This window comes from Pseudonocardia ailaonensis, assembly GCF_039531635.1.
GTDB classification, from domain to species: Bacteria; Actinomycetota; Actinomycetes; order Mycobacteriales; family Pseudonocardiaceae; genus Pseudonocardia; species Pseudonocardia ailaonensis.
Genome location: NZ_BAAAQK010000024.1, coordinates 69,545 through 96,353 on the forward strand (window position 1 = coordinate 69,545; position 26,809 = coordinate 96,353).

Here is a 26,809-nt window from a genome sequence, read left to right on the forward strand (position 1 = left end):
CCTCACGAACTCGTGTGCGTGTCAGGGGCCGCCGGGAGCGAGGAGGCAACGGGAGCGTATGGGCCAGGACGTCGACCGGACACGGTTCAGTCGGCGGGAACGCCAGCGGTATCGAGCCAAGGTGCAACGTTGCCTCGAGGCGTTGACGATGATGCTGCGGGAGCACCCGTTCGCCGAGGACGACCCGATGACCGGCATCGAGGTCGAGCTCAACCTGGTCGACGGCGCGCTCGCCCCGTCCATGACCGGCCGCGAGGTGCTCCAGGCCATCGGGGGCACCGAGTTCCAGACCGAGCTCGGCCGCTGGAACATCGAGCTCAACCTCCCACCGCGCCCGCTGCCCGGCGACGAGTGGCGCCACCTCGAGCACGAGCTGCTCGACGAGCTGGCCGTCGCCCGTGCCAAGGCCCGCGACTGTTCCTCCCAGCTCGCCATGATCGGCATCCTGCCGACGCTGGAGCGCAGCCACCTGGTCTCCGAGTCGATCTCCGCGGACGACCGGTACGCCGTCCTCAACGACCAGATGCTCGCGGCCCGCGGCGAGCCGATCCACGTCGACATCACCGGCGGGGACCCGGGCGGGCTGCACGCCGTCGCCCCGGAGCGGTTCGCCTCCGACTTCGAGACGATCATCCCCGAGGCCGCCTGCACCTCGATGCAGCTGCACCTGCAGGTCTCGCCGGGCTCGTTCGCGAGCTACTGGAACGCGGCGCAGTGCCTGGCCGGCGTCCAGCTGGGGCTCGGGGCGAACTCGCCGTTCCTGCTCGGCTCGCGGCTGTGGGCCGAGACCCGGATCCCGCTGTTCACGCAGGCCTGCGACGTGCGGACGATCGAGCTGCGCAACCAGGGCGTGCGGCCGCGGGTGTGGTTCGGGGAGCGCTGGATCTCCTCGGTCCTCGACCTCTTCGCGGAGAACGCCCGCTACTTCCCCGGGATCGTCCCCTTCCCCGGCGACTCCGACCCGATCACCACGCTGCGCAACGGCGGCGTCCCCGACCTGGACGAGCTCCGCCTGCACAACGGCACGATCTGGCGCTGGAACCGCCCGGTGTACGACGTGGCGAACGGCCAGCCGCACATCCGGCTGGAGAACCGGGTGCTGCCGGCCGGGCCCACCGCCGTCGACATGGTGGCCAACGCGCTGTTCTTCTACGGGCTGCTGCGCGTGCTCGTGGAGTCCGACCGGCCGCTGTGGCAGTCGATGTCGTTCGAGGCGGCGGAGGAGAACTTCACCACGGCGGCCCGGCACGGCATGGACGCGCCGCTGTACTGGCCGGGCACGGGCTGGATCAAGCCGGACGAGCTCACCCTGCGCAAGCTGCTCCCGCTGGCCCACGAGGGGCTGGCGCGCTGGGGGGTCAGCACCGCGGTGCGGGACCGGTACCTCACGGTGATCGAACGCCGCTGTGTGACGGGCCGGACGGGCGCGACCTGGCAGCTCGACACCGTGGCGGCCCTGGAGGAGCGCGGGCTGTCCCGGTCGGGCGCGCTGACGGGGATGCTGGAGCGCTACCTGGAGGCCTCGCAGGCCAACGAGCCGGTGCACACCTGGGCGCTGCCCGCGTAGAGGCACCCGGCCCACCGGCCGAGATGAACCTCAGGGCGATTCGATCATGGTCGGAATCGCCCTGGGGTTCATTTCGGGCGGAGTCCGCCGGGCGTACCCGTTCGCAATGGTGAACGGCTTTCCCGGATCGGCCCACGGGAGCCGTCGAGCTTCCTAGGGTCCCCGTCGTCCGCACGTCAGGGGCCCGGTCCGGGGTCTCGCCGTGCCCGCGAGACGGGAGATCCCGGTGCCCCAGCTGCCGTCCGGCACGGGCCGGTGAAGGGCGTGGCCTTCCGCCTGTTCGGCCGCCCCGAGGTCCCCGAGATCGACCCGGCCAGCGCGACCGGGCAGGCGCGGCCCGCCCGGCGCGCCGAGGACCTGCTGGCTCCCCGACGGCCGGTCGCGGACCCACCCACGGACCCGCACGGCTTCCCGGCGATCGGGGCAGGCTGGGAACGACGTCTCGCGGCGACGGCGCACCCGGAGCTGCCCTCGCGGGTCCCGCACGCCGGCGGCGAGCCCGGCGTCGGACAGGCCGGCGGTCCGCTCGCGGCCAGCCCATTTTCCGCCGAGCCGCTCTCCGCCGGGCTGCTTCCGGCCGGGCCGCACTCGGCCGCACCGCACTCCGCCGGGCCGCTTTCGGCCGGGCCGCTTTCGGCCGGGCCGCACTCCGCCGCGCCGCTGTCGGCCGGGTCGCTCTCCGCCGTGCCGCACTCCGCCGTGCCGCACTCCGCCGGGCCGCCGGGCGGAGGGCCGCCCTTGCTCGGCAGGGGTCCGCTGGCCGCCGGGATCGACGGACGGGCTGCGGCCGGCCTGCCCGGTGAGCCTCCGCGGCCGTCGGCGCCCGAGCCCGTGCCGCATCCCGCGGAGGCGGCCGCGCTGGGCGGCGCCTTCGCCGCGGACTACCTCTCCTGGGACGAGGACGACCCGGAGCGCCGCGCGCGGGTGCTCGGCGACTACCTGGCCGCGCGGCGGCCGGTCCGGCTCGGGTGGTCGGGCCGCGGGCGGCAGCGCGCCGATCTCGCCCTCCCCGGCCTGGTCCGGCCCGACGGCGACGGGCGGGTGCTGGTCGACGTCCGGGTCCGCGTGACGCCCTACGCCGAGGTCCCCGGCCGCCGGCACCCCGCGGAACCCGCGGAGGACGACGGCCCCGCCGTGCCGTCGGCGGCACCGGCCCCCGCGGCCCGCGGCTGGCGCGGGCTGCCCGCGCAGTGGGTGCGGCTCAGCGTCGCGGTGGTCGTCGAGGGCGACCGCCTGGTGATCGACGCCGAGGAGGAGGCCGAGGATCCCTGGCCCGATCCGCCCGTACCCGACACCGACCTGGAGAGCGAGGCCCTCGACGTGCCCGACCTGGAGGAGGACCGATGACCGGCCCCGGAGGCTTCCGTCCGCCGGTCGTGGCCGGGGTGTCCGGCGGGGTCGGGACCAGCACCGTCGCACTCGCGCTGCACGGCCGGGACGCCGGGGCCGGCGCGACCGGCGACGCGGACGTGATCGTCTGCCGGAGCAGCGTGGAGTCGCTGGAGCGCGCGGCCCGGATCGCGGACCTGCTCGATCCCGCGCTGCCCGCCCCGATCCTGGCCGTGACGATCGACGGCGCGGAACGCCGGCGGCCCGAGCGGCTCCAGGAGCTCGACCCGGGATGGTCGGGAGTCGTGCTGCTGCCGCACGTGGCGCGGTGGCGGTCGGTGTTCGACCCGTACCGGGAGGCCGCGGGCCTGCTCGGCACCCCGCCCGACCAGCTGCCCCGGGTACTGCGCCCGTACCTACTGGCGGTGACGAGGCTGGCCCGCACGGTCGCCGGGACCGGACGGCTCACGGGGCCGGCCCCCGCGGCGCCCCGGAGCGCTCCCGCGCACCCGGAGCGCCGGTCCCCCGGACCCCGGCCGGCGCGCCGCCTGCCGAGTACCGAACCCGCGGCGCCGGCCATGGCGGCGATCGCGCAGGCCGCGGCCGCGCCGGAGGCGGTCGGGCGCGACGGCGACCCGACCCGACGACCCGACCCGGCCGGCTCCGCGGCGCAGAACCCCGGGCCCCGGAAGACCGCCGCCGCCGGGCCGGTCACGGCCGAGCCGCGGTCGGATACGGCCCGGAGCGGGCGGACGGACCCGCGCCCCGAGCTCATCGCCGCGGCGGCTCACGATCCTGCGCAGGACGAGGCCTCCCACGGACGGCCCACCGGGACGGCTGCCGGCGGGACCGGTTCCGGTGTGGAGCACGCCGCCGACCTCACGGTCGCCGGCACGACCGGCGATCACGCTCGCCCGCCGGCATCGCTCGTCGGCGGGGTGTCCCCCGCCGAGCCCGAGGTCGATCCGAGGCTCGCGATCTGGGACACCGCGGCCCGCACCACATCCGTCGACGCCCGCGCCCTTGCATCCACAGTGGAGGAGATCGGATCGGCACCGCGCCGTCGCGGACCCGCGCCCTCCGAGCGGGCCAAGCCGGAGACTGCGGAATCTGAGCCTGCCGGGGCGGGGCCGGGACCCTCGCTCAGCCCCGAGCTCCGGCCCGTGCGCGGGATCCGGATCCTGGCGGTCTCGTCCGCGGGGCTGCCCGGCGCGGGGTGGAGCTGACCGTGGCCCTCGGCGCCGTTCTCGCGGCCCTCACCTGTGCCCTCGTCACGTCCGCCCCGATCGCGCCGGCGACCGACCCCCCGGCGGGGATCCGGGTCGTCGCCGCACCCACCCGGGCGCCGCTGGCCGAGCGGCTCGCGGCCCGCGGCTGCCCGGAGCTCGCACCCACGCAACCCGGAGGTGCCGTGCGGCGGGTCGCGGCCCGGTCGTCCGACGAGCCCGAGCTCGTCACCGGCCTGCGCCGCACCTGCTCCGCGTTGCGCAGCGGGGTCGCGTCGCTCTGGGAGGCCGCGCCACCGCCGGGGGCCTGCGCCGGCACCTGCCCGGACGCCCTGCGGCACTCGGTCGCCACGGCCCGGGAGCACGCCGTGGACACGCCGGCGGCGCCCGAGCCCTGGACCGGCGGCCGGACCGCCTGCACCCCACCGGACCCGACCGGCGGCGACGGCTGCGTGACCGGAGCGACCCGGCACGGGCTCGTCGTCCTGGCCGCCGCCTTCGGCCCCCTGCACGACGGCCCCACGATCCGCTCGGCCGGCTGCTGGGACGCCCATGCCTGGAACCCGCACAGCGACCACCCGTCCGGCAGGGCCTGCGACCTCTTCCCCGGCACCGCCGGGGCCATGCCGCACGGCGACCGGCTCGACGCCGGCTGGAAGGTCGCGGACTACCTGCGCGCCAACGCCGGACCGCTCGACGTCGCCTACCTCATCTGGCAGGGCCGCTACTGGGATCCGTCCACGAAGGACCAGGGCGGCTGGGGCAGCCCGTACCGGAGCTCCGTGTACGACACCTCGGACGTCACCGGCGGCCACTACGACCACGTCCACGTCAGCTTCCGGTGAGGACCCCGTGACCATCCCGCCCGACTTCCCCGCCGCCGTCGTCCGCGTGATCGCGGGCGCGATCGCCCTCGCGATCGGGCTCGGCAGCCCCGCTCCCCCGCCGCCCGTGGAGGTGCCGGTCGTCCACACCGCCGCCGAGCGCGACCACAGCGGGGGCGAACGGGTCCGCCGGATCCCGGCGCCCGAACGGCGCGTCGGTGGCGGGACGACGGCCCGTTCGGGCACGGTCGACCGCATGCAGGACACGAACGGCACCGGAACCCGGGGCGAAGCCGGTACCGGGGGGACGGCCGAGCGCAGTTCCGGCGGGCCCGACAGGCGCGGCACCGGCGGCGACACGACCGGCTCCCGCGGCGGCAGCTCCGGGAGCTCCGGGAGCTCCGGGACCGCAGGCTCGGGCAGCGGCAACTCGGGCACAGGCGGCACCCGCTCCGGGAACGCCGGCAGCCCGGGGTCCAGCACCTCCGCCGGCCGGTCCACCACCGGGGCCGGATCGGGCGAGGGCGTGACCGCCGCCGCCACCCACGGCTGGGGCACCCCCGAACGTTCCGACGACTTCACCGGCGGTCTCGGGAGCTGGGGCATCTACGACGGCGACGGCCACGGCGGCAACGGCCGCCGCACGCCCGACGCCGTGTCCACCTCCGGCGGTGTCCTCACCCTCACCGGCGACTCCGCCGGCAACACCGCGGGCATGGCCTGGAACCCGGGCCGGAAGTACGGCCGGTGGGAGGCCCGCGTGCGGGCACCCGCCAGCGACCCCAGCTACCACGCGCTGCTGCTGCTCTGGCCCGACGCCGAGAACTGGCCCGTCGGCGGCGAGGTCGACTTCATGGAGATGATGGACGACAGCCGCCGGACGACGAACATGTTCCTGCACTACGGCGCGGACAACTCGCAGCTCTCCGGGGACGTCGACATCGACGGCACCCAGTGGCACAACTGGGCGGTCGAGTGGACCCCCACCGGCATCACCGCGTTCGTCGACGGTGAGGAGTGGTTCCACACCAGCGACACCTCGGTCCTCCCGCCCGGGCCCATGCACCTCTGCATCCAGCTGGACTGGTTCCCGAGCGGGGGCGGCGTGCGCGAGTCCCGCATGGAGGTCGACTGGGTCCGGCAGTACGACGTCTGACGCGAGTGTGGCCCCCGGCCGATCAGGCTGGGGGCCACACTCTTCCCGAACTGACGCGCCGCTCCCACCACGAAGCGACGTGTCTTAAGTTAGCCTACCCTTTCTCACTGCGCAACCCCTCGACCGGAATCCGCGAGCGGACCGGCCCGTGCGCGGCCTAGTGTCCGGTCGTGACCGAGCCCGGCCCCGTCGACCCGAACGGCCCCGCAGCAGCACCGCCGCGCCCGCACGGTCCGCCCCCCGGCGCCCCCGCGGCACCGGTCCGTGCCACGGCACCGGCCGACACGGCACCGGTCGACACGGCTCCGGCCGACGGCGCGGCACAGGTCGACACAGCACCGGTCGACAGCACGACCCCGACGAAGAGCGCCGCGCCCGCCGAGAGGGCCGTGAGCGCAGCCCTGGTCGACAGCGCGGCAGCCCCGGGCGGCGGCCGGGCCGCCCTGCTCGCCGTCGCGATCACCGTCCTCGCCTGGGCCAGCGCCTTCGTCGGTATCCGGTTCGCCGGGCGGGTCTACGAGCCCGGGGCGCTCGCGCTGGGGCGGCTCCTGGTCGGCGCCCTCGCCCTCGGCACCCTGCAGCTCGTGCGCGGCCGCTGGGTCCGCCCGACCGGCCGCGAGTGGGCCCTGCTCCTGCTGTGCGGGATCGCGTGGTTCGCGGTCTACAACGTGGCCCTCAATGCCGCCGAGCAGCGCGTCGACGCCGGGACGACCGCGATGCTCGTCAACATCGGGCCGATCCTGATCGCCCTGGCCGCGGGCCTGCTGCTCGGCGAGGGCTTCCCGCGCTGGCTGCTGATCGGCGCCGCGGTGGCGTTCGGCGGTGCCGTGGTGATCGGCGCCTCGACGTCCGGGAGCGGCTCGGCGGACCTCCTCGGCGTGGTGCTGTGCGTCGTCGCGGCGGTGACCTACGCGGTCGGCGTGCTCGCCCAGAAGCCGACGCTGCGCCGGCTCCCCGCCCTGCAGGTGACCTTCCTGGCCTGCGCGATCGGCACGGTCGCCTGCCTGCCGTTCGCCGGCTCCCTGGTCCACGACGTCGGCGGCGCGCCCTGGACCGGCACCGCCGCCCTCGTCTACCTCGGCCTGGTGCCGACCGCGCTCGCGTTCAGCACCTGGGCCTACGCCCTGGCCCGCATGGACGCCGGACGCCTCGGCGTGACCACCTACGTCGTCCCGCCGATCACGGTGGGGATGGCGGCGCTGCTGCTCGGCGAGGCCCCTCCGGCACTGGCCCTGGTCGGGGGCGCGCTCTGCCTCGCGGGCGTGGCCCTGACGAGAGTCGGGCCGACACGGATCAGGCCCCCCGGCCGGAGCCGGGGGGCCTGATGTTCCCGAACTGACGCGCCGCTCCCACCACGAAGCGACGTGATGAAGTTAGCCTAACCTTGCTTGGCGCGTCAACACCCTGGACAGCGCGACCTGCCGGCGGGCCAGCACGGCGCCCACCGCCAGCACGGACAGCACGGTGACGATCCCGCCCGCCACCAGGGGCGCGCGCCCGCCGTAGTGCTCGGCCAGCACTCCCAGCAGCGGCCCACCCAGCGGCGTGCCACCCAGGAGCACCAGCATGTAGATCGCCATGACCCGGCCCCGCAGCTCCGGCGGCACGGACAGCTGCACGGACGAGTTCGCCGCCGTCGTGAAGCTCAGGGACAGGAACCCGACGGGGATCAGCGCGAGCCCGGCCGCGAGGTAGGTCGGCATGCTGCCGGCGACGGTGAGGACCACGCCGAACGCCAGCCCGGACCCGGCGACCACCCGCAGCCGCGGCTTGGCCGAGCGCCGCGCGGCGATCATCGCCCCCAGCACCGAGCCGACGGCCAGCAGCGTGGTGAGCAGGCCGTAGCCCTCGGCGTCGCGGCCGAAGACGTTGCGGGCCAGCAGCGCGATCGTCATGAAGAAGTTGATCCCGAAGGTCGAGACCAGGAACACCAGCACCAGGATCGCGACGAGGTCCGGCCGGGAGCGGACGTAGGCCAGCCCCTCGCGCAGCTGGTGGGGCGCGCGCGGCACCCCCTCGGTGCGGAACAGCGCCTCCGGCCGCATGAGCAGCAGCCCGGCGATCACCCCGAGGAAGCTGACGGCGTTGAGCAGGAACACCCAGCCCGTCCCGATCGCGACGATCAGCAGACCGGCGACCGCGGGCCCGACGATGCGGGCGAGGTTGAACACGAGCGAGTTGAGCGCGACGGCGTTGACCACCTGACCCGGGCCGACCATCTCGGACACGAACGACTGCCGCATCGGGGTGTCGAACGCGGAGAAGCAGCCCAGCAGCAGGCAGAACGCGTAGACCTGCCAGAGCTCGACGACGCCCGTGAGCACCACGGTGCCGAGCACCAGGGCGCACAGCCCCATCGCCGACTGCACGACGACGAGCATCGTGCGCTTGTCCACGCGGTCCGCCAGCACCCCGCCCCACAGGGTGAGGACGAGCATCGGCGCGAACTGCAGGGCCGCGGCGATCCCCAGGGCGGTCGCGCTGCCGTGGGTGAGGTCGAGGACCAGCCAGTCCTGGGCGATGCGCTGCATCCAGGTGCCCACGTTGGACACGACCTGACCGGAGAGGTAGAGCCGGTAGTTCCGGGTGTGGAGGGAGGCGAACATGCCACCCGGGGGTCTCTCGACGGACACAGCGCTCACGATTTAGTTAGTTTACTGCAATCAAGTAAAGAGCGCCCGCAGGGGTCCCACCGCGAAGTAGCCGACGAACGCCACCGCCACGACCCACATCAGCGGGTGCACGGTGCGCGCCTTGCCGGTGGCCGCCGAGAGCACCACGTAGCTGATGAAGCCGGCACCGATGCCGTTGGCGATCGAGTACGTGAAGGGCATGACGACGATCGTCAGGAAGGCCGGGATCGCCGAGCGCAGGTCCGTCAGCTCGATGCCCGCGACCTGCCGGAACATCATCGCGCCGACGATCACCAGCGCGGGCGCCGCGGCCTCCACGGGCACGATCGCGTAGAGCGGGGTGAAGAACATCGCCGCGAGGAAGAGCAGGCCCGTGAGCAGGTTCGCCATGCCCGTGCGGGCGCCCTCGGCGATGCCGGACGCCGACTCGATGAACACCGTGTTCGACGACGCCGAGCCCGCCCCACCCGCGATCGCGCCCGCGCCCTCGACGACCAGCGCCTTGCCGATGTTGGGCAGCTGGCCCTTCTCGTCCGTGAGCCCCGCCTGCTGGCCGAGGCCGGTCATGGTGCCCATGGCGTCGAAGAAGTTGGCCAGGACCAGCGTGAAGATCAGGAGGACGACGGTGAGGACGTCCAGCCGACCGAAGGCGTTGAACGAGATGTTCCCGACCAGGCTCAGGTCCGGCAGCCCCACCACGCTCGACGGCAGCGTGGGGACCGAGAGCGACCAGCCCTTGGGGTTCGTGGCCGACGAGCCGACGTGCGCGATGGCCTCGACGATGATCGCGATGACCGTCGTGGTCACCACTCCGATGAGCAGCCCCGCGCGGATGCCCCGCACGACCAGCACGCCGGTGATCAGCAGCCCGACGACGAAGACGAAGGTGGGCCAGCTCGCGATGGAGCCGCCGATGCCGAGCCCGACGGGGACGGTCGTGTGCGCGGCGTCCGGGAGCCGGCGCACGAAGCCCGCGTCGACCAGCCCGATGAGCGCGATGAACGCCCCGATGCCCACGGCGATGGCGGACTTGAGCGCGGCCGGCACAGCGTTGAACACGGCCGTCCGGAAGCCGGTGACCGCGAGCAGGACGATCACCACACCGTCGATCACCACCAGGCCCATGGCCTCCGGCCAGGACATCAGCGGCGCGATCGTGACGGCCAGCAGGGTGTTGATGCCCAGCCCGGTCGCGATGGCGAACGGCAGGTTGGCGACGAGTCCGAACAGGATGGTCATGACGCCCGCGACGAGCGCCGTGACCGCGGCGACCTGCGAGATCGGCAGGATGTTGCCCAGCACGTCGGTCTTGGCGCTCGGATCGGTCGCGGAGACGCTGCCGAGGATCAGCGGGTTCAGCACGATGATGTAGGACATCGTCACGAAGGTGACCAGGCCGCCGCGCAGCTCGCGGGGCACCGTCGACCCTCGTTCGGACACCTGGAACAGGCGCTCGATCACAGCCGACACCGTAAGCGCCGCACGGCGGTTTCGCCGGGCCACGGACGGGGGACGCGCCGCGCGGTAGGGTCGCGCCCGTGGTCGACCCGCCCGCCCTCCCCCGCCGCACGAGCGACGTCACGGTGGTCGTCGCCGTCGGCACGCTGGTCTGGCTGGTGGCCGCGGCGGTCCTGCTCGTCGTCTCCCTCGTGGGCGGGCGACCGCTCGACATCTGGTTCGCCACCTGCGTGACGGGTGCGGGGCTGGGGCTGCTCGGCTTCGGCGTCTTCGCGTGGCAGCGCGCGGCGGCCCGGCGCGGCTCCCGGCTGGCGCAGCAGGGGCTCGCGGAGGACTGAGCGGCCCGGGGTTCCGTCCGGCGGGATGCGCGCCGCGGGGCAGACTGGGCGCATGAGCGATCGCCCCACCGCCGTCGTCACCGGAGCGAGCTCCGGGATCGGCGCCGCCACCGCCCGCGCCCTGGCCGAGGCCGGGTTCCACGTCGTCCTCGGGGCCCGCCGGGTCGACCGTCTCGAGGAGATCGCCGGCGAGATCGACGGCACCGCCCTGCGCCTCGACGTCACCGACAAGGCCTCCGTCGCCGAGTTCGTCGCGGGTGTGCCGGAGTGCCGGCTGCTGGTGAACAACGCCGGCGGCGCGAAGGGCCTCGAACCCGTCGCCGAGGCCGACGAGGACGACTGGCGCTGGATGTACGAGGCCAACGTGATCGGCACCCTGCGCATGACCCAGGGCCTGCTGCCGGCGCTGCGGGCCTCCGGCGACGGGCACATCATCACCGTCACCTCGATCGCCGCCCTGGGGCCGTACGACAACGGTGCCGGGTACACGGGCGCCAAGCACGCGCAGGCGATGCTGCACCGCACGCTGCGCGGGGAGCTGCTGGGCGAGCCGATCCGGCTCACCGAGATCGCGCCGGGCATGGTCGAGACCGACTTCTCGCTGGTCCGCTTCGGTGGTGACCGGGAGAAGGCGGACAACGTCTACAAGGGCCTGACCCCGCTGAGCGCCGACGACGTCGCGGACGTGATCGCCTTCGCCGCCACCCGCCCGAGCCACGTCAACCTGGACCAGATCACCCTCATGCCCCGCGCCCAGGCAGGCCCGGGCCGGGTCCACCGCGAACCCTGACCCCCGCCCCCCGTGAGTGGCGATGGTCGCCATGGCGACTATCGCCACTCACGAGGCTGTTCCTGCCCCTGGCCTGCCCGAACCACACGGGCGGAACCACACGGCCAGAACTACGCCCGGCGAACTACAGCGCCGACAGTTTCTGCCACTGGTCCCAGCTCAGGGTCCAGTCCCACACGTCGCCGTCCTTGGCGCTCAGTTGGACCGGGGTGCCGGTGACCTCGACGGGATCGCCGTAGAGGGCGGTGTCGTAGTAGGCCTTCGCGTTCTCGATCGACAGGTTGACGCAGCCGTGGGTGACGTTCGACGAGCCCTGCGCCCCCGCCGAGGCCGGGTTGGCGTGGATGAACTCGCCGTTGTTGCTCATCCGCACGGCCCACTTCTCCATGACGTCGTAGCCGTACTGCTGGCTCGTCATGCGCTTGTCCGTGAACTTCTCGGTGACGACGTGGATGCCGGAGCGGGTGTTGCGGTCCGGGTCCGCGGCGAGGCCGTAGCTGGCCGGGTAGTCGGCCACCTGCTTGCCGTCCCGCACCACGACCATGCGGAACGAGGTCGCGTCCGCCTTGACGATCTGCGCGCGGCCGATCGTGAAGGCACTGGACACGTTCGCGGCGCCGAACTGCCCGCCGCCGTAGGCCACGCCGAAGAGGTCCGCCTCGACCGAGACCTTGGTGTTGGCGGGCCAGTAGGCCTTGGGGCGGTAGTGCACGCGGGAGCCGCCGTTCTCGTCCGGCAGCCAGCCCCAGGAGCCCTCGACCTGCTTCGACGTGGTGATCGACAGGGCGCGCTCGACGGCCGCCCGGTCCTCGACGTGGGCGTTGAACTGGATCTCGATCGGCGCGGCGATGCCCACGGTGCGCCCATCACCGATGTTGATCACTCCGCGGACCTGTCTGGTGGGCTTGACCGTGTGGAAGCCGCCCTGCAGCGGCACGGCCACGCCGTCCGGACCCACCGCCGTGCCGGACCAGGTGTATTGCGCGTCGTACGCCAGCGGTCCCGTCGAGGTCCAGGTCGTGCGGCCCGCGTCGAGCGCCCCGGCGACCGGCTTGCCCGCCGCGCCGAGCAGGGTCACCTGCTGCAACGTGCCGTCCGTCACCTTCACCGAGACGGGTGACGTGGGACTCACGCCGGTGGCCTGCGCGGCCGGTTCGTAGCTCACCTTGGCGGCCGACGCGAGCAGGGACGGGGTCGCGGATCCCCCGCGACCGGCCGCCGTCGCCGCGGTGACCACGCCCAGGACGCCGACCACGATCACGGCCACGACCAGCAGGAACCGGCGCATTCTCTCCCCCGAAGTAGCGCGTGCCTCCCCGTAGGGAGGACGCCCGGGGGCGATTGGGGTTGCCCTGGGCGTCTCGTCCGCCCATGGACGTTACGCCCCGCTACCGACACTCTCAGACAGCGCAGCCCACCATGACCGGTTCGGGCTCGAGGGTGATGCCGAAGCGGGCGCGCACCCCGTCGCGGACCTCGCGGGCCAGGGCCAGGAGGTCCTCGGTGCGGCCCCCGCCCCGGTTGGTGAGGGCGAGGACGTGCCGCGACGACAGCGCGACCCGGCCACCGGGGCCGGGGTGGCCGGGGGCGAAACCGGCGTGCTGGATGAGCCAGGCGGCGGGGAGCTTGATCCGGTCCCCCGCGGGCCAGCGGGGCATGTCCGGGTCCGGCGCGGCGTCCACGATCGGGTTCGTGAAGAAGGAGCCCGCGCTCCAGGTGTCGTGGTCCGCGGCGTCGAGCACCATGCCCTTGCCGCGGCGCAGCCCCAGCACCGCCTCGCGGGCGGTCGCCGCCGGCACCGTCGCTCCCGGATCGACGCCCAGGGTCCGGGCCAGCTCGGCATAGGCGATCGGCATGCTCGCCGCGCCGCCGGGCAGGGCGAACCGCACCCGCAGGACCACCGCCGCGTCGGAACCCTTGAGGACGCTGGTGCGGTAGCCGAGGCCGAGGTCGGCGGCCGGGACCGTGCGGACCTCGTGGGTGAGCCGGTCGTACAGGTCCACGGAGACCAGCAGCGCGGAGATCTCGACGCCGTACGCGCCGACGTTCTGCACCGGGGTCGCGCCGGTCCGGCCGGGGATGCCGGAGAGGCATTCGAGCCCGCCCAGGCCCTCGGCGAGTGTGGCGGCCACCACGCCGTCCCAGTCCTCGCCGGCCTCCACCGTGAGCAGCACGCGCCCGTCGGCCAGTCGCTCGAACGCGATCCCCCGGCTCGCGACGTGGACGACGGTGCCGTCGAAGCCCTCGTCGGAGATCACCAGGTTGGAGCCGCCGCCCAGGACGAGCACCGGGCCGTCGGCGGCGCGGACGGCCTCGACCACGGCCTCGCCGGACTCCGCCTCCACCAGCGCCGTCGCCGGGCCGCCCAGCCGGAGGGTGGTCAACTCGGCCAGGCGACGCGTCCCACTGTCCACGCGAGTCTGCACAGCGCGCCACGGTAGCCGCCCGCTAACCTCCGCCCATGTCCCGCCCGATGGACTTCCGTGCCACGACCGACCATCCCGTCGACGCCGTCTACGCGGCGATGAGCGACCGGGCCATCCTCGCCGACCGCCTCGAGAGGATGGGCGGCCCCGGCGCCGGCATCCTCGAGTACGCGAGCGACGAGCAGGGCTGCCGCTACCGGATCCGGCACGGGATCGACGAGAAGGACCTCCCGGGCGTCGTCAAGACGTTCGTGGGGGGCGGCGGGATCACCGTCGAACGCGACGAGACCTGGCGCAAGGCCGGCGACGGCTACGACGGCACCGTGCGCGTGGCGCTGCCCGGCATGCCCGCCGGCGCGGACGGCACGATGCGCCTCGAACCGGCCGGCGCCGGCACGAGCTTCCACGTGCACTGCGACATCACGGTCCGGGTCCCGCTGATCGGCGGCAAGATCGAGGAGACCGTCGCCGAGCAGATCAAGCGCCTCCTGGCGATGGAGACCGACTACACCCTCACCCGCCTGTGAGCGGCTGAGCTGCGGGAACGGGCGGCAGCGGCCGGCCACACCACGCGCCCGACGACGGGCCCCTCGCACCCCGCGGCGGGTGTGATCTCGCCGGTGGCACGATTCGGTGGTGGACGACCGTCGCTACGTGATCACCTTCAGCTGCCCGGACCGGACGGGCATCGTCGCGCGGATCGCGGGCTTCCTCGCCGAGACGGGCGCCTGGATCGTCGAAGCCGCCTACCACGCGGACGCCCAGGAGGGCTGGTTCCACACCCGGCAGGCGGTCCGCGCGGACTCCGTCCCCTTCTCCGTCGACGAGCTGCGCTCGCGGTTCGCGGAGATCGCCGCGGAGTTCGGGCCGGAGGCGGTCTGGCGGGTCACCGACACCGGCGAGCCCAAACACGCCGTCCTGCTCGTCACCCGCGAGCCGCACTGCCTCCACGACCTGCTCGGCCGGGTCACCGCCGGTGAGCTGCCCGTGGTCCTCGACGCCGTGATCGGCAACCATCCCGACCTGGGACGGCTGGTGGAGGCCCACGGCGTGCCGTTCCACCACGTGCCGTTCCCCGGCGCGAAGGACCCGCGCAAGGAGCAGGGGAAGGTCGAGGCCTTCGAGAAGGTGCGCCAGATCGTCGAGGGGTTCGCGCCGGACGCCATCGTGCTGGCGCGGTTCATGCAGATCCTGCCCGCGCACCTGTGCGAGGAGTGGGCGGGCCGGGCGATCAACATCCACCACAGCTTCCTGCCGTCCTTCGCCGGCGCGCGGCCCTACCACCAGGCCCACACGCGCGGGGTGAAGCTGATCGGCGCCACCTGCCACTACGCCACGGCGGACCTCGACGCGGGCCCGATCATCGAGCAGGACGTGATCCGGGTCGACCACGGCGACACGGTGCCGGACATGGTCCGCCGAGGCCGGGACATCGAACGCCTGGTGCTCGCCCGGGGCCTGCGCTGGCACCTCGAGGACCGGGTCCTGGTGCACGGCAACAAGACCGTCGTCTTCCGCTGAGCTGTCCGTGAGTGGCGATAGTCGCCATGGCGACTATCGCCACTCACGAGCGGTGGTGGCGACCCAGTGCGGCTCGCCGGCGATCTCCGCCGCCCAGCCCCCGGCGTGGGGGAAGAGCTCGATGCGATCGTGCCGCGACCGGGTGGCCGCCCGTTCGGCGACCGCGTCGAGGCTCGACCGCTGCAGGCGCGCCGACCGGCTCGTGACGTCCGGTGGTGGGCCGAGCAGCGCGTGCAGGGCCGGGTAGGAGATCGGCAGGACCGCGCGGAACAGCGGATCGAGCGCCTCCGCCGCGGCCGCGCAGGCCGCCCCGTGCACCCGCTGGTCGCCCAGCCCGACGATCACGAGCGCAAGCCCGGACAGCAGCTGGTACTCGGGCGGGACGAAGGGCGAGGAGGGCGCGGCCCGGCAGGACAGCCCGCCGGTGAGCTCGTCGGGCCAGTCCGCGATCAGCTCCGCGCCCCGGACCAGCGCCTCCGCCACCCGCTCCCGCCCGACGAACACGATCCCGAGCTGCACGGCGCGGGGGACGGGATGGAGAGTGAGGGCTACCGCGAGACCCGCCGGCTCGCCTGCCCCGGCCGGGTGGCGCGGGACGGTGCGAGCCACCGGCATGGCGATCTCGTCCACCCCGGCGGGGGCATCCGCGAGGGTGGCCGAATCGGTGGGGACGGCGGCGGTCGCCAGGTTGTCGCCCGTCGTGCCGTACCGCCGGCTGAGCCAGTCCCGCCCGTCGAGGTGGATCGGGTCGTCCCCCACGGTCCCGAGGGGCACCGCGAGCCCGCGCTCCCCCGCCGCCTCGACGAGCTCCCCGATGGTCGTCCCCGGTGCACACCGCGCGATCCGGGCCGCGGGATCGATCTCCGTCACGCCCGCAGCCTGACCGACGAGCGTTACCCGGCCCTCCCCCACCGGCAGCGGCGCCCGGGAGCGCGTCGTTCGTACGGCTCAGGAGGCCGGCGCGATGTTCGCGTTCACGTGGAACACGTTCTCCGGGTCGTACTCGGCCTTGATCGCGGCGAGCCGGTCCAGCTTCCCGGGGTACAGCACGTCGACGGTCACCCCTTCCTGCTCGGTGATCAGGTTCACGTAGCCGCCGGCCCCGGAGGCGAAGGGCCGCAGGGTCGTCCAGGTCTCGCGCGCCCAGTCGCGTTCGGCGTCGTCGGTCGCCGGGTCGTGGCCGAGGGCCTCGATCGCGACGGCCCAGCCGGTCCGCACGCCGCCGAAGGCGGTGGCGTCGTCCGGCACCGCGGCGATCGCGCCGTCGAACCGGAGCAGCAGGACCTGCGAGAGCGGCGAGCGCACCGCGGTCCGCTCGGCGAGCTCCTTCGCGACCTGGTCCGTGAGCTCCGACAGGTAGAGGCCCTTGGTGTACGAGCGCGAGCCGGGGGCGGCGGCCTCGTCCAGCATCTGCTGCAGGGCGACGTACGGGATCGGCGTCGACCCGTGGAAGAGCGGATCGAGCCGCCGGACCGCCGCGTCGACGGCGACGGCCTGCTCCGCCGGGTCCCCGAACCCGACGATCAGGAACGCGACACCCGGCGCGAAGTGGTGTTCGGGCGGCACGAACGGCGCCGGCGGTGCACAGATGCACGCGACCCCGCCCGACACCGATGCCGGCCAGTCCGCGTGCAGGTCCTCGGCCGCCACGAGCGCCTCGGCCGCACGCGCCTGCTCCACGAACACCATGTCGAGCTGCACCATCGGCCCCACCGGGTGCAGCCGGTACTCGAACTCGGTGACCACACCGAAGTTGCCCCCGCCGCCACGGATCGCCCAGAACAGGTCCGGGTGCTCGTCGGCACTCGCGCGCACGATCCGGCCGTCGGCGAGCACGACCTCCGCCGACAGCAGGTTGTCGATCGTCATGCCGTGCACCCGGGACAGCCAGCCCCAGCCGCCGCCGAGGGTGAGCCCGCCGACGCCGGTGTTGCTCACGGTCCCGGCCGGCACGGCGAGTCCGTGCGCCTGGGTGGCGCCGTCGAGGTCGGCGAGCAGCGCGCCACCGCCGCAGCGGGCGATCCGCCGCTCGGGATCGACCTCCACCCGGTTCATCGGTGAGAGGTCCAGGAGCAGGAAGCCGTCCGCGAGCGTCGCGGTCCAGCTGCCGTGCCCCCCGCAGCGGACCGCGATCTCGAGCCCCTCGGCGCGGGCGTGCCCGATGGCGGTGGCGACGTCGTCGGGGGTCGTGCAGCGCACGATGATCCCGGGATGGTGGTCGATCCGCCCGTTCCACATCGCGCGGGCCGTGTCGTATCCCGGGTCCGACGGCAGGACGACCTGTCCGGACAGCGGTGCGGTGCTCGTCATCGGTGCCTCCTCGCGGCTCTGCGAGGACCGAGGCTCCCGCAGGCGCGACCGATACGGCTGTACGCAGTTCCCGACCCGTTCAGCAGAACGGCGCTCTCGCTCACGGGGAGTGAGCGGGAGCGCCGTCCGGTCGTGAGTGGCGATAGTCGCTCCGGCGACTGTCGCCACTCACAGCTGCTCAGGCCGGGACGCCGGCGTCCGCAGGTTCCAGGGCCAACGCGAGCACCTCGGACACATCGGCGACCGGGTGGACGCGAAGCTCGGCGAGCACCGACGCGGGCAGGTCGTCCAGGTCGGGCTCGTTGCGCTTCGGGATGATGACGTCCGTGAGCCCGGCCCGGTGGGCGGCCAGCAGCTTCTGCTTGACCCCGCCGATCGGGAGGACCTTGCCCTGCAGGGTGACCTCGCCGGTCATGCCGACCGACGACTTCACCGGACGTCCGGACGCGAGGGAGGCCAGCGCCGTCGTCATGGTGACGCCGGCCGAGGGCCCGTCCTTCGGGACCGCGCCCGCGGGGACGTGCACGTGCAGCCGCTTCGACGCCAGCTCGCCCGCCAGCCCCTTGCTCCTCAGGTACGAGAGCGCGATGGAGACGGACTCCTTCATGACGTCGCCGAGCTGCCCGGTCAGGGTCAGGCCGGACTCGCCGTCCATGGCCGTGGCCTCGATGAACAGGACGTCTCCGCCCGCTCCCGTGACCGCCAGGCCCGTCGCCACACCGGGGACGGAGGTGCGCTCCGCGGACTCCGGGGTGAACTTCGGCCGGCCCAGGTACTCGACCAGGGTGTTGGCGTCGACGTGGATCGGCGCCTCGGTGCCCGAGTCCAGGTTCACGGCGGCCTTGCGCAGGACCTTCGCCAGGCCCCGCTCCAGCTGCCGCACGCCCGCCTCACGGGTGTACTCGGCGGCGATCATGCCGAGCGCGACGTCGGAGAACTCCACGTCCGTGGGCTCCAGGCCCGCCTTGACGATCTGCCGGGGCAGCAGGTGGTCGCGCGCGATGGCGACCTTCTCCGCCTCGGTGTAGCCGTCGAGCGTCACGATCTCCATGCGGTCCAGCAGCGGGCCGGGGATGGTGTCGTAGGCGTTGGCCGTGGCGAGGAACAGGACGTTGGACAGGTCCAGGTCGACCTCGAGGTAGTGGTCGCGGAACGTGTGGTTCTGCGCCGGGTCGAGCACCTCGAGCAGGGCCGCCGAGGGGTCGCCGCGGTAGTCGCTGCCGACCTTGTCGATCTCGTCGAGCAGGACGACGGGGTTCATCGTCCCGGCCTCGCGGATCGCGCGGACGATGCGGCCGGGCAGCGCGCCGACGTAGGTGCGCCGGTGGCCGCGGATCTCCGCCTCGTCCCGCACGCCGCCCAGCGCCACGCGGACGAACTTGCGGCCGAGCGCGCGGGCGACGGACTCACCCAGCGACGTCTTGCCGACGCCGGGCGGGCCGACGAGCGCGAGTACCGCGCCGGAGCCGCGGCCGCCGACGTTCTCGACGCCCTTGCGGGAGAGCCGGGACCGGACGGCCAGGAACTCGATCAGCCGCTCCTTGACGTCGTCGAGCCCCGCGTGGTCGGAGTCGAGGATCCGGCGGGCCTCCACGAGGTCGTCGGTGTCCACGGTCCGCTCGGACCACGGGATGTCGAGGACGGTGTCGAGCCAGGTCCGGATCCAGCCGGACTCGGGGCTCTGGTCGGAGGCACGCTCCAGCTTGCCGACCTCGGTCAGCGCGGCCTTGCGCACGTCCTCGGGCAGGTCGGCGGCCTCGACGCGGGCCCGGTAGTCGGCCTCGCCCTCGGGATCGTCGTCGCCCAGCTCCTTGCGGATCGCGGCGAGCTGCTGGCGCAGCAGGAACTCGCGCTGCTGCTTCTCCATGCCCTCGCGGACGTCCCCGGCGATCTTGTCGGAGACCTCCTGCTCGGCCATGTGCTCCTTGGTCCACTCGAGGAGGAGCTCGAGACGGCGGGTCGTGTCCGGCTCCGCGAGCAGCTGCGACTTGCGCTCGAGGTCAAGCCACTGGTTCCAGCCGGCCGTGTCGGCCAGCTCGGACGGGTCCGTGATCTGCTGGACGCCGTCGATGATCTGCCAGGCGCCGCGCTGCTGCAGCATCGAGACGACCAGGGCCTTGTACTCCTTGGCGAGCTCGTGGGTCCGCCCCGTCACCGGGGCCTCCTCCACCAGCGACGCCTCCACCCAGAGGGCGGAGCCGGGACCGGTCACGCCGGACCCGATCCGCGCCCGCGACTCACCGCGGACGACGGCGGCGCGCTCCCCGCTCGGGAGCCTGCCGATCTGTTCGAGGACCGCGACCACACCGATCGCGGCGTACTTGCCGTCCAGACGGGGGACGACGAGGACCTTCTTGCCTTCTGTGCCGTTGAACGACGCGGCATCGGCCGCGACGTCAACAGCAGCCTGAACCTCCGGCGCGTCGAGCCGGACGGGAACCACCATGCCGGGCAGCACCACCGAGTCGGTCAGCGGAAGCACCGGCAGCTTCAGCGTCTGTGTCATGTCCTGCCCAACGCTTACCCTGCAAGCCTCATTCCAGCGCTCAAGTAATTCTTCCCGGAGCGAACACAGGAACCTTGAGCAGACCTCACTCAGGTTCGGTGAAGTAGCCGCCCGGCGCCACCCCCGTCTGACGACGGAAGGCGGCGATGAACGCGCTCGGGCTGCGGTAGCCGACACGATGGGCCACCGTGCCGACGGGCACGCCGTCGGCGAGCAGGGAGAGCGCGGCCCGCAGCCGGACCTGGGTGCGGTACCGCGTGAAGCTCGTCCCCGGCTCCACCGCGAAGGCCCTGGTCAGGGTGCGTACGGACGCGCCCACCTTGCGACCCCAGGCCTCGAGGCTGCGATCGTCCGCGGGATCGGCGGCGAGCGCCTTCGCCACCTCCGCGGCGCGCGGATCGGCCGGCCCGCGCACGTCGATGGTGGCGACGCCGACGGGGGCGAGCACGTCGGACAGCACCTGTTCGGCCGGCTGCCGGCGCGCGTCGGGGAGCTCACGATCGGCGAGGTACTCGATCAGCGCCCGGGCCAGCGCCCCGATCCGGACGACGGTCGGCTCTGCCCAGTCGAGGGCGCACCGGGCCGGATCGAGGTAGGGAGCGAGCATGGTCGTCGCCCGCTGGGCGCCGGTGGAGTGGCGCAGCCCGGCCGGGATGAACAGACCCAGGTTCGACGGCAGCACCCACGACCGCACGCCGGAGCGGACGGTCAGCACCCCCGTCGGCGACCAGGCGAGCTGGTGGACCGGGTGCTCGTGGTCCGGGTAGAACTGCCCGCGCCCCAGCTCGAAGTTGACCACTGAGATCGCCTGCTGGCCGCCTTCCGACACAGTGACCCACCCTATCGCGCATACGCCAGCGTCCGGGGAATCCGCGCGTGACCGCCGTGACATTCCGGGCCCGCTACCGCAGGTCCGACCCGGTGTGGCCGCGACTCGGCACGAACTGACCTCCCGTCGACATAAGGCGTGGCTAACCTCAGTTCGCCCCTCGGAAGGAGTCCCGTGCCTCGATCCACCCTCACCCGTCTGGTCCTCGGTCTCACGGCCGCAGCCCTCGCCCTCGGCACGGTCGCGTGCGCCGGAGCACCCGCCGCGACCACCGCCGCCGCGGCCACGCGGACGGTCGACACCATCCGGGGCCCGATCGAGATCCCCGCGGACGCGAAGCGGATCGTCGCGATCAACTTCCCCGAGGCCATGGCGCTGCTCGACCTGGGGATCGTGCCGATCGGGCTGCCCACCTACGTGCCGAAGGTCCCGGCCTACGACGCGCTGATCGCGACCGTCCCGCGGGTCGACGCCAACAACCAGATCGACGTCGAGAAGGTCGCCGCGCTGAAGCCTGACGTGATCATCGGCAGCGACTTCGCCCCGAGCTCCCCCACGCAGCGGGCCGGCGGCGCGATCCCGTACGACAAGCTCTCCGCGATCGCGCCGACCGTCCTGTTCGAGTGGAAGGTCGCGGGCGGGAACTGGCAGGACGAGGCCTCCCGCACCGCCGCCGCGGTGGGCCGCTCGGCGGACATGACCACGTTGGCCGACGGCATGCACCGGAAGGCCGCGCAGATCAGGAGCACCCACGCCGACGTCCTCGGCCGCACCACCTGGGACCTGGTCAGCGGCCAGCCGGGTGCTCCCTGGTACCTGTACGGGCCGGCGTCGTCACACGGGGTCGTGCTCGGCGAGGCCGGGATCCGGTTCGGGGCCGCGGCCGGCCAGAAGGACAACTTCGTGCAGCAGTCCGGGGAGAACTTCGGCGTCCTGAACGGCACGAACGGCCTGATCGTGTCCGTCGACGCCAGTGGCAACAACGCGCTCGCGGGCCAAGCCGGGTACGACAACCTCGCCGCCGTCAAGGCGGACCACACGACCGTCACGAAGTGGTTCTTCCCCGCCGGCTACCAGGCGGCGAACCTGCTGCTCGACGATCTCGACAAGGCCCTGACGGCGTACGGCCGCAACCCCAGCTCGTGATCGCGGCGTGAGCGCGATACAGGTCGGCCCCGCGTCGGTCGCGGGGCCACCCGGCGGCCGGGCGGTGTCCGATCCCGCCCTGTTGCGACGCGCGCTGCGCACCCGTCGTCGTGATCTCGCGGCGGCCTCCGCCCTGTTCAGCCTGCATCAGCTGGGCGAGGCGCTCGTCCCGGTGATCATCGGAGCGACCGTCGGCCGGGCGGTGGACCGCGGGGGCGTCGGGGCGATCGCGGGCTGGCTCGCGGTGCTCGGCGCGGATTTCCTGTTGTTGTCGATGGCCTTCCGTTTCGGGGCGCGGGCGAGCGTGCGGGCGCGGCAGCACACCGCCCACCAGCTCCGGATGTGGCTGACCGCGCGGGTGCTGCGGGAGACCGGTGGAGCCGACCGGTTGCCCGGGGAGCTGCTGAGCAGGGCGTCGAGCGACGCCGAGCGGGCCGGGGCCTTCGCCGGGTTCCTGGCGCGGCTGGTCTCGGCGGTCGTGGTGCTGGTCGGGGCGACCGTGCTGCTGCTCCTCGTCGACGCGGTGCTCGGGCTCACGATCCTGGGCGGCACGGTGGTCCTGCTCGTCGCGCAGTCCCGCGTGGCCGCGCTCCTGCAACGGCGCAGCGCGGTCGAGCAGGGGCGGCAGGCGCAGGCCACCGCGCTGGCCGCGGACCTGATCCGGGGCCACCGGGTGCTCGCCGGGATCGGCGCCGAGGCCACGGCCGCCGCGAGCTACGCCGCCGCCAGCCGCGACGCCGTGCGGGCCGCACGGCACTCCGCCTCGGCACAGGGCCTGCTCGGTGCGGTCGCCGCGCTGCTGACCGGCCTGTACCTGGCGCTCGTGGCCGCGATCGGTGGCCGGTCGGCGCTGAACGGCGAGCTCGGGATCGGCGAGCTCGTGGCCGCGCTCGGGCTGGCGCAGTTCGTGATCGGGCCGATGCGTGGGCTCTCGCAGGCCAATGCCGCCTACGCCCGGGCCGTGGCGTCCGTCGGGCGGATCCGGGAGGTCCTCTCGTCGCCGGACGCGGTCGTCGCCGGCTCGGGCACCTCCGCGGGCCCCGGCCTCGTGGAGCTGGACCGGGTGCGGATCGGGGGCGTACCGCTCGACGTCCGCATCGAGGCCGGCTCGCTGACCGGGATCGTCTGCGAGGACCCGGCGACCGCGACGGCACTCACCGGGCTGCTGGCCCGCGAGGCCGACCCCGCCGCCGGGGAGATCCGGCTCGACGGGAGGCCCCTGGGCTCCCTGTCGCTCGCCGATCTCCGCGGCCGGCTACTGGTCTCGCGGCACGACACCGTCCTCTTCCCGGGGACGATCGGCGAGAACCTGGCGGCGCTGGGCGGCCCCGTGGACCGCGCCGTCCACGCCGCCTTCGCCGACCAGGTCCTCACGACCGTCGCGCACGGCGCCGACACGTCCGTCGGGGACCTCGGCGAGACGCTCTCGGGCGGGCAGGGCCAGCGGATCGCGCTGGCCCGGGTACTCGCGGCCGACCCGCCCGTCCTGGTCCTCCACGACCCGACGACGGCGGTCGACGCGGCCACCGAGAACCTCGTCGCCGAACGGGTCCGGGACCTGCGGCGGGGCCGCACCACGGTGGTCGTGACGACGAGTCCGGCCTGGCTCTCGAGGTGTGATCAGGTGATCTTCGAGGGGCGGGCGGGGACGCACGACGACCTGCTCGGGGAGCGCTCGGACTACGCGGAGCTGGTGGCGCGATGAGCGACGACTGGAGGAGGGACGGGGCCCGGCCGGCCGCGGGTGGGCGCGGGCCGTCGACGGGCGGGCTCGAGCTGCCAGCGCGTGGGCGCGAGCCGTCAGCGGACAAGCTCGACCCGCCGGCGGACAGGCTCGACCCGCCGGCGGATGGGCGCGAGCCGTCGGCGCCGGGCGTGCGCGCGATCCTCCCGACCGCGACGGGCTCCGAGGTCCGGACCCACCTGCGCCGCCTCCTCCGGGGCCGCCGGGGTGTGGCCGTCGCCGCGGCGGTCGCCCTCCTCGCCGACAGCGCCCTGGCCCTGGTCGGCCCGATCGCGATCGGCGTGATCACCCAGGCCGTCACCGCGCAGCAGGTCGGGTCCGCGCTGGTCGGGCCGGTCGTGCTGCTGGTGGCGGCGGCGATCGTGGGGGTCGGGACCACCTGGGCCGCCGCCGTGCTCCTCGCCCGGGCGGTGCTCCCGGCCGTCGGCGCGGTGCGCAGCGAGACCCTCGCCGCCGCACTGTCCCTGCCCCTCGACCGGCTGGAGGCCGGAGGCACCGGCGATCTCGTCGCCCGCGCGTCCGGCGACGCCGACCAGCTCACCGAGGCCTCGCAGGAGGCTCTCGCCGGCTTCCTCGGCGCCGCCCTGACCATCCTCGTGACCCTCGGCGGGCTCGCGAGCCTGGACTGGCGGCTGCTGCTCGCCGGGCTGCTCGCCGTCCCGGTCCAGGCGGTGACCCTGCGCTGGTACCTGCGCACCTCCAGGCCGATCTACGCCGCCGGCCGGATCGCCGAGGGGCGCCGGACCGCCGCCCTGCTCACCGGCTTCAGCGCGCTGCCCACGGTCCGCGCGCTGCGCCTCGGGCCGCGCCGGCAGCGTGAGGTACAGGAGTCCTCCGCGGAGTCGATGGAGTACGAGTTCCGCGCGACCCGCGCCGCCACCCGCTTCTTCGGCCGCCTCAACCTGGCCGAGTACATCGGCCTCGCCGCCATCCTGCTGGTGTCGTTCCTGCTGGTCCGGGCCGACGTGCTGGGCATCGGCGCGGCGACCACCGCGGCCCTGTTCTTCGCGAACCTGTTCACCCCGATCAACACGGTCCTGGGCACCGTCGACACCCTGCAGCAGGCGGGCGCGGGGCTCGCCCGCATGGTCGGCGTGACGGCCGCGGCGGCTCCCCGAGCCCCCGGTCCGGCTCCCGCGGCCCCCGGCCCGGCTCCCGGCCATGACGCGCCGGCAGGTCGTGCCCGGCCGCTCGCCCACGAGGACCCACCCGGCCACGGCGCCGTCCCCGCCCGCCCGGTCGACGGAGCCCTCCCGCAGGCGGACTCCGCGCTCCGGGCCGAGCACGTCCGCTTCGGCTACGGCGCGGGCCCGGAGGTCCTGCACGGCATCGACCTCGACGTCCCGCCCGGGGGCCGGCTCGCGATCGTCGGCACCACCGGTTCCGGCAAGTCCACGCTGGCCACCCTGATCGCAGGCCTCCGCGCGCCCCGCAGCGGCCGGATCACCCTCGGCGGGCTACCCACCCGCCCCGGCCACGCGATCGCGCTGGTCACACAGGAGGTCCACCTGTTCAGCGGCTCGATCGCGGACAACCTCCGCCTCGCCGCCCCGGACGCGACCCCCGACGACCTCCGGGCGGCGCTCGCCACGATCGGCGCCCTCGACTGGGTCGACGCCCTCCCGCACGGTCTCGACACCGCGGTCGGCGCCGGCGGCACCCCGCTCGCCGCCGCCCGCGCCCAACAGCTCGCGCTCGCCCGCGTCCTGCTCCTCGATCCGCAGGTCGTGCTGCTCGACGAGGCCACCGCCGAGGCGGGCAGCGACGCCGCCCGCTCCCTCGACCGCTCCGCCGCCGCCGTGCTCGAGAACCGCACCGGCGTCGTCATCGCCCACCGCCTGGGCCAGGCCGCCGCCGCGGACGAGATCCTGGTCCTCGAGGAGGGCCGCATCGTCGAGCAGGGCCCCCACCAGGCCCTGACCGAGGCCGCCGGCCCCTACGCCACCCTCTGGCAAGCCTGGTCGAGATGAACGTCAGGGCGGTTCGATCATGGTGAAAACCGCCCTGAGGTTCATCTCGGCGGGTGGGGCGGTCAGAGGGCGAGGTCGTCCACGATCTCGGCGTTCGGGAGGGCTGCCAGCACGGCGCCGGGGACCGCGAGCTTGGAGCCCCGGATCCCGCTGCCCACCACGACCGCCTCGGCGGCCGCGACCCCGGGCGCGACGAACAGCGGCCAGTCCGCGGGGAGGCCGAGCGGGGTGATGCCCCCGTACTCCATGCCCGTCAGCTCCACGGCCCGGTCCATCGGGGCGAAGCTCGCCTTGCGCACGTCGAGGCGCCGCTTGACCACGCCGTTCACGTCCGCCCGGGTGGTCGCGAGGACCAGGCAGGCGGCGTAGCGGACCTCGCCGGCCCGCTTCCCGGAGACCACCACGCAGTTCGCCGAGTACTCGGGTGCAGAGCCGTAGGCCTCGCAGAACGCGGCGGTGTCCGCCAGCGCGGGATCGATCACCGCGACCTCGATGCCCGTGAGCCCCGCGATCGCCTTGGCGACGGGCTCGGCGAGCAGCTCGGGATGTTCGGCGGCGGGGAGCGGCGTGAGCGAGCCCAGGACCTTCAGCACTGCACGCTCACCAGCTGTTGCCCCCGCGGGAGGCGGCGACCACGGCGGGCTTGACGTCGACCAGGTAGACGATCATCGCGACGGTCCCGGCGAGCCAGAACAGCGTGAGCTCGCTGCGCAGGCCCTGGAACGAGAACACGACGCCCACGAGCGAGGGCGAGGAGATCACGCCGAAGATCGGGATGATCAGCAGGAACAGCGCGGCCGCACCCGTGATCCCGAGCCAGGCGTTCTTCGTCAGCTTGCTCGCCGCCTGGAACGCGTCCGCCCGTTGCCGGATCGCGTGCACGAACGCGTAGCCCGAGTACGCGGCGACCACGATGCCGATGACGGCCATCACCAGGAGGTCGAGGTTCGCGAGCCAGTTCACGGAGCCAGACTACGTGCGGTGGCGCGATCAGGACATACCCGCGCCCCGTGAGCGGCGTCCCCGGAGAGACCGA

23 protein-coding genes are annotated in these 26,809 nt (G+C 74.0%); 13 read left to right on the top strand and 10 right to left on the bottom strand.

All coding sequences use genetic code 11. From position 1 onward, the window contains the following. Positions 1–58: 58 nt before the first annotated feature. From ABD324_RS28640 to ABD324_RS28665, 6 genes are all read left to right on the top strand, one after another. On the top strand, positions 59–1,567 hold the full coding sequence (locus tag ABD324_RS28640; RefSeq protein WP_344423945.1) for a glutamate-cysteine ligase family protein: 1,509 nt from the start codon (positions 59–61) through the stop codon (positions 1,565–1,567). Positions 1,568–1,831: 264 nt separating this feature from the next. Next, positions 1,832–2,914 carry a hypothetical protein gene (locus ABD324_RS28645; protein ID WP_344423948.1) on the top strand — a complete coding sequence of 361 codons (1,083 nt, stop codon included), beginning with the start codon at positions 1,832–1,834 and terminating at the stop codon, positions 2,912–2,914. Then, complete coding sequence (locus ABD324_RS28650) at positions 2,911–4,122, top strand: hypothetical protein (RefSeq protein ID WP_344423951.1); 1,212 nt, start codon at positions 2,911–2,913, stop codon at positions 4,120–4,122. Before ABD324_RS28645 ends, ABD324_RS28650 begins: the two co-directional genes overlap by 4 nt. Positions 4,123–4,124: 2 nt before the next feature. Continuing rightward, positions 4,125–4,967 carry a VldE C-terminal domain-containing protein gene (locus ABD324_RS28655; RefSeq protein WP_344423954.1) on the top strand — a complete coding sequence of 281 codons (843 nt, stop codon included), beginning with the start codon at positions 4,125–4,127 and terminating at the stop codon, positions 4,965–4,967. A gap of 7 nt (positions 4,968–4,974) precedes the next feature. Continuing rightward, positions 4,975–6,102, top strand: coding sequence for a glycoside hydrolase family 16 protein (locus tag ABD324_RS28660; protein ID WP_344423957.1), 1,128 nt, complete (start codon positions 4,975–4,977; stop codon positions 6,100–6,102). 170 nt (positions 6,103–6,272) lie between these two features. After that, positions 6,273–7,427 carry a DMT family transporter gene (locus tag ABD324_RS28665; RefSeq protein WP_344423960.1) on the top strand — a complete coding sequence of 385 codons (1,155 nt, stop codon included), beginning with the start codon at positions 6,273–6,275 and terminating at the stop codon, positions 7,425–7,427. Between the two features lie 48 nt (positions 7,428–7,475). Here the strand turns inward: ABD324_RS28665 and ABD324_RS28670 are convergent, their stop codons facing one another. Next, positions 7,476–8,744, bottom strand: coding sequence for an MFS transporter (locus ABD324_RS28670; protein ID WP_344423963.1), 1,269 nt, complete (start codon positions 8,742–8,744; stop codon positions 7,476–7,478). A gap of 21 nt (positions 8,745–8,765) precedes the next feature. After that, positions 8,766–10,196, bottom strand: coding sequence for an NCS2 family permease (locus ABD324_RS28675; protein ID WP_425565921.1), 1,431 nt, complete (start codon positions 10,194–10,196; stop codon positions 8,766–8,768). 77 nt (positions 10,197–10,273) lie between these two features. On the opposite strand from ABD324_RS28675, the gene ABD324_RS28680 reads away from it, so the two are divergent. Then, a complete protein-coding gene (locus ABD324_RS28680; RefSeq protein WP_344423969.1) occupies positions 10,274–10,531 on the top strand; it encodes a DUF2530 domain-containing protein in 258 nt (85 codons plus the stop codon). Between the two features lie 52 nt (positions 10,532–10,583). Beyond that, the gene (locus tag ABD324_RS28685; RefSeq protein ID WP_344423972.1) at positions 10,584–11,321 is read left to right on the top strand and encodes an SDR family NAD(P)-dependent oxidoreductase; all 738 of its coding nucleotides are present in this window, start codon (positions 10,584–10,586) and stop codon (positions 11,319–11,321) included. A gap of 124 nt (positions 11,322–11,445) precedes the next feature. Here ABD324_RS28685 and ABD324_RS28690 read toward each other — a convergent pair whose 3' ends face one another. Beyond that, positions 11,446–12,609 carry a L,D-transpeptidase gene (locus tag ABD324_RS28690; RefSeq protein WP_344423975.1) on the bottom strand — a complete coding sequence of 388 codons (1,164 nt, stop codon included), beginning with the start codon at positions 12,607–12,609 and terminating at the stop codon, positions 11,446–11,448. 112 nt (positions 12,610–12,721) lie between these two features. Beyond that, positions 12,722–13,747: a UDP-N-acetylmuramate dehydrogenase gene (locus ABD324_RS28695; protein WP_344423978.1), complete on the bottom strand. Its 1,026-nt coding sequence runs from the start codon at positions 13,745–13,747 to the stop codon at positions 12,722–12,724. 35 nt (positions 13,748–13,782) lie between these two features. On the opposite strand from ABD324_RS28695, the gene ABD324_RS28700 reads away from it, so the two are divergent. Continuing rightward, a complete protein-coding gene (locus ABD324_RS28700; RefSeq protein ID WP_344423981.1) occupies positions 13,783–14,274 on the top strand; it encodes a DUF2505 domain-containing protein in 492 nt (163 codons plus the stop codon). Between the two features lie 109 nt (positions 14,275–14,383). Then, positions 14,384–15,268 carry a formyltetrahydrofolate deformylase gene (gene purU / locus ABD324_RS28705; RefSeq protein WP_344423984.1) on the top strand — a complete coding sequence of 295 codons (885 nt, stop codon included), beginning with the start codon at positions 14,384–14,386 and terminating at the stop codon, positions 15,266–15,268. Positions 15,269–15,301: 33 nt separating this feature from the next. Here the strand turns inward: purU and ABD324_RS28710 are convergent, their stop codons facing one another. From ABD324_RS28710 to ABD324_RS28725, 4 genes are all read right to left on the bottom strand, one after another. Beyond that, positions 15,302–16,138, bottom strand: a complete 837-nt coding sequence (locus tag ABD324_RS28710; protein WP_344423988.1) for a hypothetical protein — start codon at positions 16,136–16,138, stop codon at positions 15,302–15,304. A 78-nt stretch (positions 16,139–16,216) separates the two neighbouring features. Continuing rightward, entirely contained in the window at positions 16,217–17,578 is a 1,362-nt protein-coding gene (locus tag ABD324_RS28715) for an FAD-binding oxidoreductase (protein WP_344423991.1), read from the bottom strand. Between the two features lie 178 nt (positions 17,579–17,756). Further along, positions 17,757–20,084 carry an endopeptidase La gene (gene lon / locus ABD324_RS28720; protein ID WP_344423994.1) on the bottom strand — a complete coding sequence of 776 codons (2,328 nt, stop codon included), beginning with the start codon at positions 20,082–20,084 and terminating at the stop codon, positions 17,757–17,759. A gap of 85 nt (positions 20,085–20,169) precedes the next feature. Then, on the bottom strand, positions 20,170–20,913 hold the full coding sequence (locus ABD324_RS28725) for a helix-turn-helix transcriptional regulator (RefSeq protein WP_344423997.1): 744 nt from the start codon (positions 20,911–20,913) through the stop codon (positions 20,170–20,172). 174 nt (positions 20,914–21,087) lie between these two features. Between ABD324_RS28725 and ABD324_RS28730 the strand changes: the two genes are divergently transcribed. From ABD324_RS28730 to ABD324_RS28740, 3 genes are read left to right on the top strand one after another with little or no spacing between them, the layout of a single operon-like run. Then, positions 21,088–22,059 (top strand): ABC transporter substrate-binding protein, encoded by a 972-nt coding sequence (locus ABD324_RS28730; RefSeq protein ID WP_344424000.1) that lies wholly within the window; start codon positions 21,088–21,090, stop codon positions 22,057–22,059. A 7-nt stretch (positions 22,060–22,066) separates the two neighbouring features. Next, the gene (locus ABD324_RS28735) at positions 22,067–23,764 is read left to right on the top strand and encodes an ABC transporter transmembrane domain-containing protein (protein WP_344424002.1); all 1,698 of its coding nucleotides are present in this window, start codon (positions 22,067–22,069) and stop codon (positions 23,762–23,764) included. Continuing rightward, a complete protein-coding gene (locus ABD324_RS28740; RefSeq protein ID WP_344424005.1) occupies positions 23,761–25,773 on the top strand; it encodes an ABC transporter ATP-binding protein in 2,013 nt (670 codons plus the stop codon). The genes ABD324_RS28735 and ABD324_RS28740 overlap by 4 nt, the downstream gene beginning before the upstream one ends. Positions 25,774–25,835: 62 nt before the next feature. On the opposite strand, the gene ABD324_RS28745 is transcribed toward ABD324_RS28740, so the two are convergent. Then, positions 25,836–26,366, bottom strand: coding sequence for a YbaK/EbsC family protein (locus ABD324_RS28745; RefSeq protein ID WP_344424008.1), 531 nt, complete (start codon positions 26,364–26,366; stop codon positions 25,836–25,838). 7 nt (positions 26,367–26,373) lie between these two features. Next, positions 26,374–26,736, bottom strand: coding sequence for a DUF2516 family protein (locus ABD324_RS28750; RefSeq protein ID WP_344424011.1), 363 nt, complete (start codon positions 26,734–26,736; stop codon positions 26,374–26,376). Between the last annotated feature and the right edge of the window lie 73 nt (positions 26,737–26,809).

Coding starts and splice junctions, on each gene's coding strand:
- ABD324_RS28640 (WP_344423945.1), top strand. CDS start 59: ATGGGCCAGGACGTCGACCGGACACGGTTCAGTCGGCGGGAACGCCAG.
- ABD324_RS28685 (WP_344423972.1), top strand. CDS start 10,584: ATGAGCGATCGCCCCACCGCCGTCGTCACCGGAGCGAGCTCCGGGATC.
- ABD324_RS28715 (WP_344423991.1), bottom strand. CDS start 17,578: ATGACGAGCACCGCACCGCTGTCCGGACAGGTCGTCCTGCCGTCGGAC.
- ABD324_RS28700 (WP_344423981.1), top strand. CDS start 13,783: ATGTCCCGCCCGATGGACTTCCGTGCCACGACCGACCATCCCGTCGAC.
- lon (WP_344423994.1), bottom strand. CDS start 20,084: ATGACACAGACGCTGAAGCTGCCGGTGCTTCCGCTGACCGACTCGGTG.
- ABD324_RS28740 (WP_344424005.1), top strand. CDS start 23,761: ATGAGCGACGACTGGAGGAGGGACGGGGCCCGGCCGGCCGCGGGTGGG.
- ABD324_RS28690 (WP_344423975.1), bottom strand. CDS start 12,609: ATGCGCCGGTTCCTGCTGGTCGTGGCCGTGATCGTGGTCGGCGTCCTG.
- ABD324_RS28650 (WP_344423951.1), top strand. CDS start 2,911: ATGACCGGCCCCGGAGGCTTCCGTCCGCCGGTCGTGGCCGGGGTGTCC.